Origin of the sequence: Sporosarcina sp. FSL K6-1508 (genome assembly GCF_038007465.1) — a bacterium.
GTDB lineage: Bacteria > Bacillota > Bacilli > Bacillales_A > Planococcaceae > Sporosarcina > Sporosarcina psychrophila_B.
In genome coordinates, this window is sequence record NZ_JBBOXF010000002.1 from 138,370 (window position 1) to 154,814 (window position 16,445).

The 16,445-nt window shown below is 35.5% G+C and carries 13 protein-coding genes; 1 reads left to right on the forward strand and 12 read right to left on the reverse strand.

The window, feature by feature from the left end:
• Nucleotides 1-105: 105 nt before the first annotated feature.
• The 9 genes from MKZ11_RS24725 to MKZ11_RS24765 form a co-directional block, all read right to left on the reverse strand.
• Nucleotides 106-285: a hypothetical protein gene (locus MKZ11_RS24725; RefSeq protein ID WP_340797243.1), complete on the reverse strand. Its 180-nt coding sequence runs from the start codon at nt 283-285 to the stop codon at nt 106-108.
• Between the two features lies 1 nt (nt 286).
• Nucleotides 287-598 carry a DUF2325 domain-containing protein gene (locus tag MKZ11_RS24730; protein WP_340797244.1) on the reverse strand — a complete coding sequence of 104 codons (312 nt, stop codon included), beginning with the start codon at nt 596-598 and terminating at the stop codon, nt 287-289.
• An 86-nt stretch (nt 599-684) separates the two neighbouring features.
• The gene (locus tag MKZ11_RS24735; RefSeq protein WP_340797245.1) at nt 685-1,314 is read right to left on the reverse strand and encodes a helix-turn-helix transcriptional regulator; all 630 of its coding nucleotides are present in this window, start codon (nt 1,312-1,314) and stop codon (nt 685-687) included.
• A 142-nt stretch (nt 1,315-1,456) separates the two neighbouring features.
• Entirely contained in the window at nt 1,457-2,017 is a 561-nt protein-coding gene (locus MKZ11_RS24740; RefSeq protein WP_340797246.1) for a hypothetical protein, read from the reverse strand.
• A gap of 30 nt (nt 2,018-2,047) precedes the next feature.
• The gene (locus MKZ11_RS24745; RefSeq protein ID WP_340797247.1) at nt 2,048-2,740 is read right to left on the reverse strand and encodes a hypothetical protein; all 693 of its coding nucleotides are present in this window, start codon (nt 2,738-2,740) and stop codon (nt 2,048-2,050) included.
• Between the two features lie 251 nt (nt 2,741-2,991).
• Complete coding sequence (locus tag MKZ11_RS24750; RefSeq protein WP_340797248.1) at nt 2,992-3,651, reverse strand: hypothetical protein; 660 nt, start codon at nt 3,649-3,651, stop codon at nt 2,992-2,994.
• Nucleotides 3,652-3,685: 34 nt separating this feature from the next.
• A complete protein-coding gene (locus MKZ11_RS24755; protein ID WP_340797249.1) occupies nt 3,686-7,039 on the reverse strand; it encodes a DEAD/DEAH box helicase in 3,354 nt (1,117 codons plus the stop codon).
• A 175-nt stretch (nt 7,040-7,214) separates the two neighbouring features.
• Nucleotides 7,215-8,288 carry an ArdC-like ssDNA-binding domain-containing protein gene (locus MKZ11_RS24760; RefSeq protein WP_340797250.1) on the reverse strand — a complete coding sequence of 358 codons (1,074 nt, stop codon included), beginning with the start codon at nt 8,286-8,288 and terminating at the stop codon, nt 7,215-7,217.
• A gap of 228 nt (nt 8,289-8,516) precedes the next feature.
• Nucleotides 8,517-8,795, reverse strand: a complete 279-nt coding sequence (locus MKZ11_RS24765) for a hypothetical protein (protein WP_340797251.1) — start codon at nt 8,793-8,795, stop codon at nt 8,517-8,519.
• Nucleotides 8,796-9,670: 875 nt separating this feature from the next.
• On the opposite strand from MKZ11_RS24765, the gene MKZ11_RS24770 reads away from it, so the two are divergent.
• Nucleotides 9,671-10,900, forward strand: coding sequence for a replication initiation protein (locus MKZ11_RS24770; protein WP_340797252.1), 1,230 nt, complete (start codon nt 9,671-9,673; stop codon nt 10,898-10,900).
• A gap of 144 nt (nt 10,901-11,044) precedes the next feature.
• On the opposite strand, the gene MKZ11_RS24775 is transcribed toward MKZ11_RS24770, so the two are convergent.
• From MKZ11_RS24775 to MKZ11_RS24785, 3 genes are all read right to left on the reverse strand, one after another.
• Complete coding sequence (locus MKZ11_RS24775; protein ID WP_340797253.1) at nt 11,045-14,143, reverse strand: STAND family AAA ATPase; 3,099 nt, start codon at nt 14,141-14,143, stop codon at nt 11,045-11,047.
• Between the two features lie 776 nt (nt 14,144-14,919).
• Complete coding sequence (locus tag MKZ11_RS24780; RefSeq protein WP_340797254.1) at nt 14,920-15,402, reverse strand: hypothetical protein; 483 nt, start codon at nt 15,400-15,402, stop codon at nt 14,920-14,922.
• 1 nt (nt 15,403) lies between these two features.
• Nucleotides 15,404-16,030: a hypothetical protein gene (locus MKZ11_RS24785; RefSeq protein ID WP_340797255.1), complete on the reverse strand. Its 627-nt coding sequence runs from the start codon at nt 16,028-16,030 to the stop codon at nt 15,404-15,406.
• Nucleotides 16,031-16,445: the final 415 nt, after the last annotated feature.

Below are 16,445 nucleotides of genomic sequence, written 5' to 3' on the forward strand. Positions count from 1 at the left end.
TTATTTCTAAAATAGTCCTGATTCTTCTCCTTGCAAAATGACTTCAAACTGTTGGACACACGAATCAAGCGCAAAACAGCTCTAATTAATATATAACTCTAACTTTCATGACCCTTTCTCACTTTCCCCGTAATACTCTACAATGGGTTGGATTGAATCAGCGGGTGCTATTTCCTTTTCCATAATTACCACATTTGCAAGCCACCACATAGCTACGATGACTGTACAAAACAATAGTGCTAAAATGAAACTTCTATTTGTTTTTTGCATAATATAACTTTTCATATTAGACAGCAGCCTCCATGATATCTATACCAGCGTTTAGCGCCCCACTGACTCCAAATCCTTGATGGTAAGCGATATTGATTTCATGCTCTTTGCAAAGGTTTTTCACGATGTTCATAGTGACGTGACTACATGCACCAAGCAAGAGAACAACACAATCTGCCTTCTTTACAAGAGGTCTAAAATCTTTCTTTGTGCCCCCATTACGAGTAATTCCATTATGAAAGAGCACATTACACCCCATTTTCTTCCCAATCTTTATAAATGATTGTTCTTGACTTCCACCGATGATTGCTACTGTTCTTTTTGCCATGATAAATTCCTCCCTAAACTTCTTGTTGTCTATACCGTATACAATATAACATTATATTGTATATGTAAACAACTAAGTAAAAGTATTTATTCGTGGTCAATAAGCCAGCCTTTATTTATTCCGCTTGCAACTGCTCCAGAAATCGTTTTACATTTTGTTTTTTCAATGATTATCTCGTGATACTGCTGTGTTTCAATCTCTGATATCCCTAAAAGCTTCGCGATTTCTTCGATTGTCATGCCTTTGCATGTTAAAGAAAAAACCTTCCATTCCGTAATATTCAAAGTTGGCTTTTCTGGCAAGTTCAAAATTAGTCTAGGTGAAAGACTATTATTTTTAAATGGTGCATCTATATACATGCCACCACCTTTAAGTATTCGCATAGCAGATTTAATTGTATCAAGTGAAGCCGTGTTACTTTTTAAAATACCTTTTATTCCTGTTTGAATAAGTTTTTCATACGTAACATTATTAATGTCTTCGACTACACAAAGTACAGGGATTTCGGCGGAAATAGAATAATTAATAATCGAATGGACTGCTTCGTCAAAGTGGGCTGTTAAGCAAATGACAATATCGTTGTCTGTTAACGTTTTTTTTAGAAAAACATCCGATGTAAAGCTCGTAATAACGTTTGAAGACGGGAGTGAATTAGCAAGCAAGCTACCCCAGAGCACTCTCTTTTCGTATGGTTCACCGACAACCCAAATATTCATGAAATCTCTCCTATAAAAAAAACGCACCCCTCCACTCGAACAGCACAAATGCTGTTCGCGAAGAGGGGTACGCCCTTTAATTTAAATTTATAATTTGAATCTATTATATCAGAAGTATGACATGAATGGAAACCGTTCTTTATTACATTATAGGTAATAACCAGGGAATCACGATAGCAAACAAAACCATTAATATGGAAACGGCCCTTAAGCTTTTCGCCCAACGATGGAATTCAGGGTGTTCAATCAATCGATAGCCAAATCCGAATAGAAAGCTGACTCCTATACTTATTAAACATAAGAAAACTGCGCTAAAGCCGAGTAATGATAATGTTTCTTGAATGAGTATGTCAATATCAGATGAATTTCGAACGGACAATATTATAATTGGTAAACCTCGTAACAACAACATTGTAATAAACGATATCAACATCGAAATCTGCCCAAATTTCTGCCATTGACCGTTTTTGAACAAAGCTGATAGTATCATGACAATGGTGCCGACTACAAAGACAATCGTGATGAAATTTACACCCCATTTATAAACAGGAGCCATAATACCGCTCATATCTCCTATAATTCCGCCTAGTAAACGATCTGAATTTACTGGCTTAATTTCTGCTTGGTCATTTGTTGGTATATTAAAAGGGAGAGCATCAGCAGATGCAATTATGGGAACAAACCAGGTTACAAGTAGGACCATCAGAAAGAAGTTTATAAGTTGTTTCATATGTTATTTCTTCTTTTTCTTATGAAGAAATTCAACATGCTGCATTCTTCTCCGGTGAGGAATCTCCCAGGTTACCTCACCTTCACTAACAGGAATAATCACATTTATACTGTGTTCCTTTTTTGCTTCTGCAGTAGCCTCAATGGCGAATGCTAACCATTGTTCTTTTGCTTTAGGCCCTGCGATTGGACAATCTATAACATCCAGAAGGTCTAATTTGTTGATGTTCACTTCCGCTTCAATCACCTTTAGATTGTGTCCTTGTCCACGTAGAGAAAGATAATCGATATACTCCGAAAAAGGAATTAAAATGCGAAATGGTATACGAAACGATTCATGTAATGAAACATGCTGTTTTAAGTCGATTTTAAAAGTGATTTTAAGGTCATCTAATGAAAAATGGCCTAAAGCATCTATTTTTACCGTGAGAACAAAATTTGATTGGACTCTTTCAATTAATGGAGTTATTACCTCTTTATATAGTAGGTCCAATTGCTGAGATACAGAGTCCATAAATGCAGGAGTTAAGGCTAACGTTGTTGTACCGTCAACCCGAGTAATTAAGTTATTCGCTCTCCATTTATATTCAAACTCCATTTCTCGAGCTAAAATATTCTTTTCACGGATCCGTTCACAAAACTGTGAAATTTCTCCTTCTTGATCATAATAACTGTTACTGGATGACTCTTTTACCATTCCAATACCTCCTAAATGCGTTACTTATACAATACCTAATATCCTTCTTTTAGGCAATTGCATAAAATAAATATAACTATTCGCCTGGTACAAAATACCCTCATCATAAACTAGTAGTTCTCTTACATGGCTATGTATATCATTTTTCTTATCTCCTTCCTGAAATAAAACATCTTTCCGTCTAATTTCGACAATTAAGTGAAAATTAGACGGAAAGACCTAACCGAAGTTAGCATCTTTCCCGTATATATTTAAGCTCCTACGCTGACATCATAGTGTTGTGTACCTATACAATCCAGTTCATCCACCATGCTAAAATCCGTAGAATGTTCTTGGAGCATGTCCGCACTTAGAAGTTCAACTTGTATATCTGTTTTACGCTCTACAAGAACAGATAAGATATCTTTTCTTGAAAACGCACCGAAACCATTCGAATTAATCCAAGCACGTCCACTTCCATCACTCACATGAATGAAGCCCTGTTCTTCTCCGATGACTTCTACAATCCACAGCTGTTCCCCGATTCTACAATCATTGATTTTCGCATTTGCACTTGCCGCCAATATGGTCGTTACCGCTACTGGCTCAGGTTCCTTTTTCCAATCACTCATTGTCAACTTTTCTTTATCTTCTATAAAGACTTCTACCTCTTCTGTTATAGATAGATTTAAACTATCCGACAATGTGTTGAAAAATGAATTATGTTCTTCAGTAAGAACAGAGACCTCATAAGGCACGACCACTTCTTCCTGAATACAATTGACAACCTTTACGGGCAATTCAATGATTTCATCAAGTGCTTCTCCATTTGCAGTAGCTGGCAAATAACAACGTAAATCACAATAAGTTTGAAAAATCCAAGTAAACAACAAAAAACCATGTATAAAAAGCGCTTCAAAAATGAATATCATATTAATTCCTCCAATTTCTTATTAGTGTTAACTCTTAACCAAAAAGATCAAAGACAAGTTGTCCCTCGGACGATGCCCCATTTTTTGATTTTCTCTTATTAGCATGGGTTTGCTTTATCTCAACTATATTAATGACAGGCGAATGTTTAACCTGCGTTTCTGTTGTGATAGCAACTTCTGGCTCAATTGACTGTTGAATTTTTGTCAAATGATATAAAATTGCTCCATCCGATATGAAGTCCCGGGCAACCCCAAAAGCTTCAATCATATCAACTTCGAGTACGCCGCCACTAAACGTGAATCCTGTCACTTGTCCCCTAGCTATATTTTGCGATAGCTCTTCTTTTTGTAACAACATCTGCCTCTTCGTAACTTCACCCGTTATCTCAACATCTATCCATTTTTCAAATTGCATTAAGATTGTTGGGGACAGTTTTTCTTTTTTCTTACCTATGTTTGCGAGAAGCTCGCGTGCACGATCAGACGTTTGATGAATCCATTCCTCTGCAGAACCTTTTACTATGGTTCCACCCTTCTTAACGCTTTCTATTAGCATGGATTGGAGGTCCCCATCGTCACCGAGCATAGCGGATAATCCGTCTGCAGATACATCACCATTAATGGCGGCTGTCGCGCGGTTCTTTAATGCGATAAGTTCGGCCATTTTCTCTTGGAATGTATCAGCATACGCCAGGTAAAAGAGGCGGCACTCTTCAGTTTGTCCGATGCGCCAGGACCTTCTGCTAGATTGATTTATGGTGAACAGGCTCCAAGAAAATTGATAGTAAATAAGTGTAGGTGTGCATAACAGATCTAAGCCCACTTTTACAAGCTCTTGGCTGACAATGCACACATCATAACCCTCAACTTCTATCTTTTTCTTTAGCCATTCACTACGTGCATTTGTGCTAGTTGTACTGCTATCCAGCACGCATACTTTCGCTCCAATTTCCTCTAACTTACGCTTTAGTCGGGGCCGGACATCCCGTTGCTCTACAGATGAACCTGTGTCCTTCACGTAGACAATGGATTTTCGACCCTCCGACATTTCACCCTCTATGATTTCCTGTAGCTTTTTCTCTTTCGGCAATGTACAATCTTCCGATAAATGAGTCGCTTCCCATATCACTTCTCGTGCTCCGGACTCTGTTTTAAATGTCGCACTTGGAAATGTGAATGGGTTATCTGCATATGCAATGCCGTAATCTGTCATTGACATGTATAACTTATATCCGTCTTCCCTAGCATCGATTTCATATTCAAAGGCACTTATCATCCCTCGATAATGACTCTCTAATTCACTGGACATCGGAACAAATATAGTTGGTGTATCGACTAACTCAACCGGTTCTGGCCAAACATCTTTCAAACGTACATTGATAACGTTTTGAATCATGTAACGACCATAGATAAACGGAGAGATACCTGGTAGCACCTTCTTGCTTGTCCTACGATCCCCACCACGTGAATTTGTATTTGTGTATTCACCTGCAGCTTCTTTCCTTACAACGACTGTTTCTTCAACGTTTCCATATTCTTCGTTGAATCGAGTTACTTCCTCATAACGGAAACCACTTGCAACCATGTCATAAGGGAACATACGCCATAGGAGATAATAAATATCTTCACTTTTACCTCCAAATAACGTTCCCGTGCCAGCAACAACTTTTTTTGACGCCTGGACGATGGAACCCAACGCATTTCCTTGTGCTGTCATGCCGCCTTTCAATTCATGAACTTCATCCACAATTGAAAGGTCGAAGAAATTGTTCATCTTTCTTCGGATATATTCGACTGCAGCGATGCGTCTTGGCATTCCAACAGCTGTCGGAATTTCGGGTTGTCTGCTCTGCACGTAGGAAAGCAGTTTCGAATTCTCCTGATTGATCGCATGAATAATTTTATTTTCGTATTTACACCACTCAGCAAAATTACTAAATCGGTTGGGGGCTGTTTTTGTCCAAAGCGACGATTGACAATGAAAACAAAAAGCATTGGCAGGCTTCACGCTATTGTGTAAACGTCGTGATTCACCAAACTCTATGTCAGTCATGCTATGTGTCACAGGTACAGTAAACTCATTCCCATCTTCGTCAGTGTCTGTTATTGTGTGCTCTACTGTTTGATGCGGCTTACCACAAGCAGAACAATATAAACCATTACGATATGCCGGTAGTTCAAGTTCACGCTGTTGCGTCGTTCTGCTGTACTTGTATCGGACAGCTGGAACGGTCCGTGCATCCCCTCTCATTGTCGTAAATGAAATGACAAAGAAAGTGGGCACCTTTGGCTTTTGCTTGCCTTGTCTAACCCATTCGGAGTGGAAACGAATCAACTCAGTTGTGTTCTTTATTACATGAACGGCAGCATGAGGAATCAATATTTTGATTTCCTCTGGCCACTTTTTAGTTAAATTTGGTGGACACATCAAACACACGTGATAACCCGATTTTCCTTTCATAGCGTGAATACCATCTGCAACGGCAGTCATGATACTCGACTTACCAGTGGACATTTCACCCTGTATAATAACCGACTTTTGCGACATTAGTCGTTTGACGATTGCAGTTGCAGTGTGCGATTGAACAGGAAATAATTCACGCGGATAGCTTTTGAAATGTGCTAAGCTATCATCTTCAATCGGATTGTGTGTAGGAGTAACCTTTTCCGATAGTTTCTCAACCATTGCTTCGTTATATGTCATTAAATAAGAAGTCAGGTCTTTCGTTTCAAGAAGACAATTTCCATCGCCTTCTTTCGGAAATTGGATTATCTTCTCCTGTAACAAACGTTCGATAAATAGATCCGCCTGCTCTTCGGTTAAATCAATCGAATAGAGATAGAGTCCTTCCGGAAATAAGGATTCGTCCTTATATAACTCGTGTTTTCTCAAATGATGGCACCGTATCAATTCCTCCAATACGGTATCTTCCCACTCAGGCAAAATGTGCAAGCCATATGTAGAACCGCCTAAGAGTTGAGCGATATCTGTTGCGGGATTACCATCAAACGAAAGAACATATTTACTGTTGTTCAAAACATCATCATGAACAATGGCAAGTGCTTTTCGGTTCTGATTCAAAGTCATTGGGAATTTCTCGTACTTCCCTTTTTCAGCAGCTAATGGTTTCTCGCTGTGAAAACGGTAGCCTGTCAATTCCTTAGTACCGTAACCGAATTTCAAACCGCCAGTAGATCCGATATCAATTGCCCCTCTGATTGATTGCAATGCTGAATCACTTCCACTAACGATTGTAAATAGAAGTTTGTCCTCATACCTATTGGATTTCTCGAATGCCAATGCATAACAAAATACTTCATGCCAGGCTTGCTTCAAATAGACTTGAAACATTTTCGGATTGTCTGTTGTTTCTGCGATATAATTCATTATTAATTTTCCTCCTATATAAAAAACAACCCGTACAAACAGTTCTTACATATAGTAAGAAACCGTTCACTGGATTGTTTTCGCCTCAAAATACTAATTTATTTATAATAATCCTAAATTGCTTGTAGGATTACATCCCCTTCTGCCTCATTTAAATCCATCCATCCATCACTACCTAAATCAAGAGGATAGTTAGTCGCGTTGCCATATGGTTGGCCCAGACACTCCGCTGAATAGCTGCAGGTTGGAAACCATCTCCATCGGCATGCCGAACCTCATAATAATGCAGATGCCCCTTGCGTTCAGACGTTGGTATCCGATAAGAACGAGCCGTGACAATTGCTGTGCCTCGAATTACATTTTTTTCATCTGTCGGGCCCGCTTCAATTTCTGCTGGGATAGCAACGGCAACACGGTCAAAATCAGCTATCAAGCTATTTGCCGCCTTTTGAATAATTTCGCCGTATTTCATCAATGATTCCCCTTCACTGCTCGACCATCCCCGTACATACTCAAAGGAGTAATCGGAGGTATCAAGACCAAAGTAAGAACAAATAATGAAAGCTACACCCTCTGCTACACATTCCATTTCTTCCTTTGTTGTCTCATGATGGCTACGTCGATGTACACGACTATGGACCAGCTCATGTACGGCAGTTTTGGCCAGATGATTTACAGAAAGACTTGGGTCGAGAACAATCAAATGCGATGCAGGTTTGTAGTAACCATTAGCTCCGTTCGCAAATGCAATATGCACTGGACAATCATCTTCAGCGGCTAACAACTTCATCCACTGAAAAATACGAACAGCTTCATCAGATTCTCCCTCAAGGCGTAGTTTCACTTTGTCAATTGGTAGTGGTTCACCATCTGTTTGACTTACATCAAAGACAGGTACACCCAAATATCCTATCAATTTCGATTCTTCTACACCTGTTACTTTATCTTTTTCTTTTTTAAATCGTGGAGCAAGGATCCGTATTGATTTTTGTCCTTTAATAACAGTACGGTTTAGTGATTGCCACTTTTTAAATGATGCAACATACGAGGAGTTTTTAAATTGTGCCCGTATAAGCATGATGTTGTTAAATGAATACGTTGGCATCAATGCTGACATCTGAAGGATGGCTTTGAAATTCTCGGGATTGTACTGGAAATTTCTTACCCCTTCATTAAGCTGATCCAACAATTGTTGCACCTGCTCATTCTTTTCTTCGGTAGAGTTTCGTAAATACGATTTTCTAGCCATAACTAACACCCTTTCCCATTGTTTTTTACTAATCTCTTAAAGTTCTGAGAACGCAAAAAAGCCTTTGGGCAGTTTGGTTGCACAGCAAAAAAGAAAAGATGCTATGGTACACAAACAGCCCAAAGGCTTAAAATAGTCGTCACCGCAGAATCACACCAGAAGGTGAATTTGCAAAAAAAATTAAGAGAAAATGTATACATCAAGTATAACTGAATGGATGAGAAAAAACTACCTTGTTGAAACAAAATCAGCTATCGATGCAACAGAATAACCAGGGATTCCTGTAAACAACAAACCATTGACATAGAAACCGTTTTGAACACAATCCTGTACTACACTGAATGCTTCTTCTAACTTAAGTGTCTTGCCCAGGGTACGCACCATATAATTACCGTGATCAACTACCATAATTTCGATCGCTAATGAGTCATTTTCTTCAGTTAAGGCAAATCCAAATTCAAATTGACCCATACAATTTATCTGCACATAGTCTATTACGTGTTTCATATCAATATTCCCCTTTCCATCACTCGACCAAAAAACGCTCTTCGGAAACCTCACGAAATAAACGTGTGGCTCCAAAGAGCGTGGATAGTCAGTCACCTGCGGATACTAATTTCATATCGCTTTGAATGACAACATTATATCATGAAAGAAGTTTATTGAAAAGGACAGCAACGTATGGACGTTCTAACATTGTTCTCCTTTCAGAAAAGGTTAAGTAATATACTCTACGCCGGACTTCCTTGTTTAGTTGTTTAACAGTATTTTGTTTTAGATGTTTTAGATGTTTATTGTTTACAAGATTCCTAACCCTATATGGGACAAGGGGTTAGGAAGCCTATGTATAACAGAAACAGGGTATAAGATAACACAAACAGGGTTAATAGCAACAAAAACAGGGTTAAGGGTAACTTATTTAGGGTCTAACTATAACAAAAACAGGGTTAAGAGTAACATATACAGGGCTAAACCTGTTTTCAGCTACGAAAGATAACAAAAACAGGGCCATATTAAATATGAAGTTGAAAGGTAACAGAAACAGGGTCAACACAATCAAATATAGCCGCTTAAATTAATTATCCATCCATATATACATGAAAGGTAACAGAAACAGGGTCAATACAATCGAATATAGCCACTTAAATCAACTATCCATCCATATATACATGAAAGGTAACAGAAACAGGGTCAACACAATTGAATAAAGCTGCTTAAATCAATTATCCATCCATATATACATGAAAGATAACAGAAACAGGGTCAATACAATCGAATATAGCCACTTAAATCAATTACCCATCCATATATACATGAAAGGTAACACGATATAGCACCAAATGTTATACTTAAACATATTGGAATTGAATGGAGGTACTACTATGTCTGAAACTCCTTTACCGTTAATAGATGTTCGATTTAGTCCTGAAAATATCATTACGAAGTCAAATATGCTCATAGATTCAAGCTACAGACTAACTGCACTTGAATCAAAGCTAATATTGACATTATTCTCAAACGTTCAGCCGTCAGATCAAGATTTAAATACATACGTTTTTCCCATTATGACTTTCGTGGATCTCTTGGAACTGAAAAGCAATTCTATGTATAAGGATTTACGTAAGATAACAAAAGGACTCTTGGAAAAATCATTTGAAATCAAAATGGGAGACGAGATTCACCAAGTATCATGGTTGTCTTATGTAAAATATAATGAGAAAAAAGGATCCATTACTTTACGTTTCGACTCTTTTTGGAAACCCTATATTCTTCATATCCAAAAGAACTTTACTACCTATAAGCTGGGCAATATAACAAAATTAAAAAGTTCCTATTCCATACGACTCTATGAATTGTTAAAGCAACGTCAAGGTTTAAGAACTCGAACCTTTAACCTCGATGAATTAAGAGATAAGCTTGGCATCCCTGAAGACACCTATCCTAAGTATGCAAATTTTAAGCAGCGTATTCTTCTCACTGCACAACGTGAACTGCTTCAAGAATCAGATATATCGTTTGATTTTATAGAAATCAAACATGGTCGAGCCGTAGAAAAAATCAAGTTCCAAATTAACAATAATAGCAATACTGTCGCACTACCAATTCAAGTAAACCCTACCTATCCTGAAGAGAAATCTTTCTTGTTACGCGAATTACTCGTAACTGGAATTGCGCAAGAAGATGCAGAAAAACTGATTTCGCTCTTTACCGAAGAACGTATTATCGAAAATTTAAATTATACAAATGAACGAATAAAATTGGGTCACGTAAAAAAACCAGCTGCCTATCTTAAACGAGCCATTGAACAAAATTTCGCCAGTACTAAGTCAACAAAACAAGAGATTGTTCCAGAATGGATGGACAAAAAGAATAATTCGATTACCATTGGCGCCCCAGACGAACAAGAAAGTTTACTCTTAAATGCACTTGACTTAATGAAGTCAATCGGAAATTCTGAAGAGAAGATTGACAACGATATTTCAATTATGATGCGCAAATTTCAAAATCATCAAATTGAAACGGTAGGACGACCTTATCTAAAATTTAATGATCCATACCTGCAACAGATCGGCTTATCTGTTATAGATAATTTGCAAATTAAGGACAAGTAAGTTAGGAGGATTGACAATAAATTTGTGAAATAAAAAGACACACACTTTATTTAAAGTGTGTGTCTTGTTTAAAAGGATTACCACATAAGTTCCGAAATGTTAGAAGACGGGGAGTATTTGATACTTACATTCCAAGGATATAACTTAATTTATTTTTTTGGGTCCCGCTAATGTAATTCGCTGTTTAGTTTTCTCACCTATATCAAGCATTTCAATGATTTTATGCCTTTCATTATATTCAACATGAAACATATACATATGTTCAACTACCAAAATTCTTAATACGTTTAAAGCTAAATAATTAGTATTTGGCAAATCGTTCTTGAATTTTTCAATTTCTTTAAATGGTATTGTATACCCATGATCTAGTTTTATTGATAAATCTATCAATTTTACAGATATCATATCATTTTGTTCTAATATTTTTGCAAATGTTTCTTCTAGGTTAATAGTTCCAACCGATGAAGAAACCTTTTTAATAAAGTAATGAGAGATAGCACTAATTAAATTAAATACAAATTGTCTCGCAACAGTATCAGCTTTAGCAGAATCCTCTATATTATTTTCCTTCAATACTCTTTCTATTTCTTTTATTAGATTATCTCTATTATCAGTGAATGTTTGTAAAAATGTATTTAATGCCCTCATACTTAATAAGTATACTTCTTCACCTAATAATAGTTTTTGTTTTGCGGGAGTTGAACCATAATAACTTTTCAGCATTTGCCCCATTATCTCTAATGTTTTTGTAGCCCAATTTATTTTCGATATTATGTCAAATTGTTCATAGCTTTCGTCATTTTGATTCGAAATAGGAACTAGGGTTGAACCTGTTTCCTCTCTTCCTTTTTCTATTTCATCAATTGCAAGTTGACGTTCTTGTCTGTTTTTCAGGGTATCTTTGTGTTCAATGATCATTTTCGGAATTGTAGAAATAACTTCATTTAAGGGCTGAATGTCTTCCTCTAGTTTTGCTGGAATAATTTCATTTAAGATTAATTTAGCACTTTCTAAAACACTGTTCAGAATTATGGGGTTCTTAGAAAGATGCGACAGAAACATTATTATATTTGCAAATTCTTCGATATAAAGTTTCCTACACATGTTTATTATTTCATCTTCAATTTTTTGTTCCATTATTTTTTGGGATAAGTATCTAGCAACAAAATAATAAAAAATGTATTTATACTTAAATACAAATCCATCTTCGACTTTCGTTAAAATAGATGCCGCTATTAGCTTTTTTTCATAATCTGAAAACTCAACAATTATATCATATTCAGAACAATATTTTTGATGAAAGTCTAATAATTTTCTCCTAGACTTTTGATTAACACTATCTTCGAAAAAGTTATAAGCTAAATGTGACAAATAGTTATTAAAAGCATCAATGTCTTCATTCTTCAACTTAATATTCATTAAGGATTGGTTTATTAAATATTCGTAGTAGTATCCGTAAGCGCTTTCTGAAAGATTAGACTGCTCCGATTCTCCGGTTTGTAGAATGATAAGAATAAAGAATGGAACTGACGGAATGAAATTTTTCCCTATTATTGTTGAGACGATCGTTTCACTTCGATCAATGTTTTTAATTAGAGTCGATTCTTCCTGGTTTCGTAAATCACCAACTCGATTCCACTTTTCTATTAATTCTCCTCTTAGTCTATGACCAAATGGTAGCATTTCTAATCTTATAAAGCCTTCAAATGAACTACTTTCATATTCTACTTCACTAATTAAATCCGGAAACTTTGTCAATTCACTTGCCGTAACAATTATATTCGGAAAGTTCTTATTAATATTAGCCATCAATAAATTTCTATGATTAGTGTTTAAAGTAGACTTATCTAAATCGTCTATGATTAATATGATTTTTTCTTTATCTTGTTGCTCAAATTCATGAGTACTTTTTTCATCATATTGCGAAATAAATTGTCGATTTAAAGTCTTTAAAAAGTCCTGTAGACTACTTTTATTTAAATGACTACCAGAAATATATACTGGCGTATATCCTTTACGAAATGAAGTTTCGAACATTACTTTGCAAAAGGAGGTTTTGCCGTAACTCTCCTGACCTGCTATTAAAACTTTCTTGTAATCATTAAACTCAACAATTTTCCGTAAATTGATATCTATTGCTTTATCGATCGCTCTTTGTTCTTCATATTTTATAAATTTAGCATCAGGAAATACATAAAAATCTGTTAATAATGTCTCTTCAACTCGAGGGTGCTTTAGTGGTATTCCCAAGTCGTTAAGCCAGCGTGAAAAGTCTTTTTTTATTTGAAATTCATTTCTCTTAATCGTTTTGCTAATATAAATATCTTTTCCTGCAATAGTTTCTGTCCTACAATATAATTTCGAATCCCATATATAGTCGTTTTTAGATAAAATACTTTCACCAAGATTTATTTTAATGATAGAAAAACTACTCTCTTCTGGATCTCCTGTTTGTAAAGCACTAGCCTCAAAGTAAATTGTATTATTTTCATTAAAATCATCATTTCTAGAGTTTGTTGAAGTATGTTCATGACCCGAAATAATAATATCGCTATTAAATTTTAAAAGTTTATCCGCTTCCCTTTTTTGATTCGGCTCAAGCCAGTGGGTTGGGTGATGTAGCAGTGTTATTGATAAGTCTGCGCTTTGTTCGATATACTTTTTATATTTCTCTAACGGGAATGTCATTGTACCCGGTTTTTCATTCCTGGTTGAAATCCAGGAAGTATTAAAACAATTGAATTGAATATTGTAATTATTCACCGTGAACTTATATTGCTTATATAGAATATCTGAGAATACAAGATTGTCGGATATTAAAAACACTTCTTCGAAAGAAAAATAATTATTCAAAGGTTTACAAATTTCAGTAATGACTTCCATTTCACTTATAGGCTTATCAACATTTTGGAGTACCACGTTTCGCATAGTTAAATTCCCGCTAAAATCACAGTCATGATTACCAGGTATAATAATTACATGTATATTAATGTTCACTTTTTTCTCTATACTATCAATAAGTCCGCTAATTAGGTCAAATCCAAGATTAAATTCTTCCTCTTTTCCGGAGAATGCGATATCCCCAGTAACCAGAAGGAAAACTTCTTCCAACTCATACAAATCCGATGATATGGCATTACTCAGTCTGCCAATTTTCTTTTCTAGTGGATTCTCTTCATCAGATTTAAGATGAATGTCACTAATATGTATTAACCCTATATTTATTGAGCTCAGTCCTTTCAATTTATACTAGAAAATTTAAAAAAGTCTTTTCAATTATTTCTCAAGATGTTTGAAATTAAATACGGAACAGTCCTATTTACCCTATTATTGATTATACTACATGCAATAAGTAATAGTCGCAATTCTTTAATCTAAAAAAATGCGCAAACTCTCTATTTTTATTAAAAGTAAGCGTCAAATAAATTTAAATTCTTCTAGATTATCTGCTAAAAGGTACAAAGTTTTGATTCAGCAACGCTTGAAACTCTCTATTTACTTTCATGTCATTTACTTTTTCATGGAAGATAATATCACTTTTGCTTTCTTCAACTCCTGAAGCTGTGTTTCTAAATCCTGTCCTATCCTAGAAACCCTGGCATCCACGACATGAAAATCCTCTTATGTATGGCTCCAAGTAATAACACCATTCAACGCATTGGTTGTCTCTTTGATCGGTAATCGGTAAATTGCACTTCAAAGTACGCCTATAAAAGCACTTATCCAAGCTGTGAGTTGGATTTTAAATTTAGTTGTGCAGAATAACGCTTAAAATAAGCGCATATTACCTCTTAAAGTGACACCCTTTATATTCCCTTCAATTTTTATTTCCCCTAAATGAGTAATGTCTAAAAACTTTGACAGCTTTTGGTTTTTTATAACACAATAGTACAATAATCTTACGATAATGAATCATGCAAAAAACCTTTTGTATAAGCAATGTCACACCAATAGGTATGACATTAATTATACAAAAGGTGTGAAATGGTAAAAATTTCGTTACTCACTGGTTACTTTCTTTAATAATATGCACTATATGAAACTACTTTCTGATTGCCAAATTTGTTTGCATTTGTTGAATTTGTTGAATTTGTTGATCCATAATAAACATCAATCCAGTAAGGAGTATAATTTCGTCCTATCCCAGTATCGGTAACCATAAATTGAGTTTTGTTAATATTAGGACCGTCTAAATATAATGAACTATAAAGGGAAATTAAAGATCCAAAAGGAATAAGAGGATCGTTGGTATTTACCTTCTTTTTTACTGCAACTGTGTTATATTGCGAATTAGGAAACCCATAAGTGGCTCCATGTCCAACAGTTCCACCAGTGTATGCGGTAGTATTTTGCGATATATGTTCACGCTTATAAGCTTGTACTTCTGCATTAGCTTGTACTTCTGCATTAGCTTGTACTTCTGTATTAGCTTGTACCTCTGTATTAAAGGTAGATACTGTTACAATTAATAATGCTGCGATTAAAAATAAATTCTTCTTCATTTTAATCATCTCCTATTGGGTTTGATGTAACAAGGTGATTTCCATCTGTTGCATCGAAATAAACAGATACGATACTTTTAAGTTCTTTATTCCAACCTATTACTAACAACAGGGGGATATCGGTTTCTGGGTCTTTTCTAATCATAAAGTTATAGCCTTTAGCCCAGTCGTTACCAGGATTAACAGCGTCTAATTTTAGTGCTTTTTTAAGTAATTGAGGTGAATCATAGTTAATATCTTCTATTGCAATAAACTCCTTTTTTGGAAAAGGAGAATCACCATTATTTGTTAAATCGTTTGTTTCTTTAATTTCCCCCTTATGAATGGTTACCAAAAAAAACTTATTAGTATCTGGTACTCCAAAAGAAATATTCCAGTATTTTCTTTTTCCGTCACTTCCAATAAGCTTCTCAGCTTTATCTTCTAAGTCTATATTTACCGCTGTTAATAATTGTGCATTTTCATCCCATTTCAAAGCAGAAAGATTAGCAAGCTTAATTGCTTCTAAAATTGTTAATTCAGCTTTGGATTGAGAAGAAGAAGAGTTCCCAAATAGTATGACACCGAATATTAAGATAGGAATTAATGTAAGTAAAAAAATCATCCATCTTTTTTTTATATAATTCACCTCTTTCTAATAGATGTTTTAGATATAAAATACATTTTTTTGTTTTTTATTCACCCCATTTTTTTGTTTATATATGTAACATTAGACAAAGTAGGTTGATTCTCCTTCTTTTAAATTTGTAATATTTTGAAATATCATTAAATTATTTACTTAGATTTCGTGAAGTTGGCAAAAAAGCCTTGATATAACCAGCCAATCAATGCTGTTGTAAGTAGTGAAAAATTGGTTTTTAAATTCATTTAGTCTTTCTTTTGTTAAATCATGCCTAACTCGTTTGCTGCATCACTCATAATGGTCCTGGCCTGAACCCGACTAATCACTTGATTCGTCCCTTTCCGGCTCCCCCTCATAATACTGATCAGCGTATGCTTCAATCTCTTTTTTGACCCCTATAGCAAACCTATTTCATGGCGTA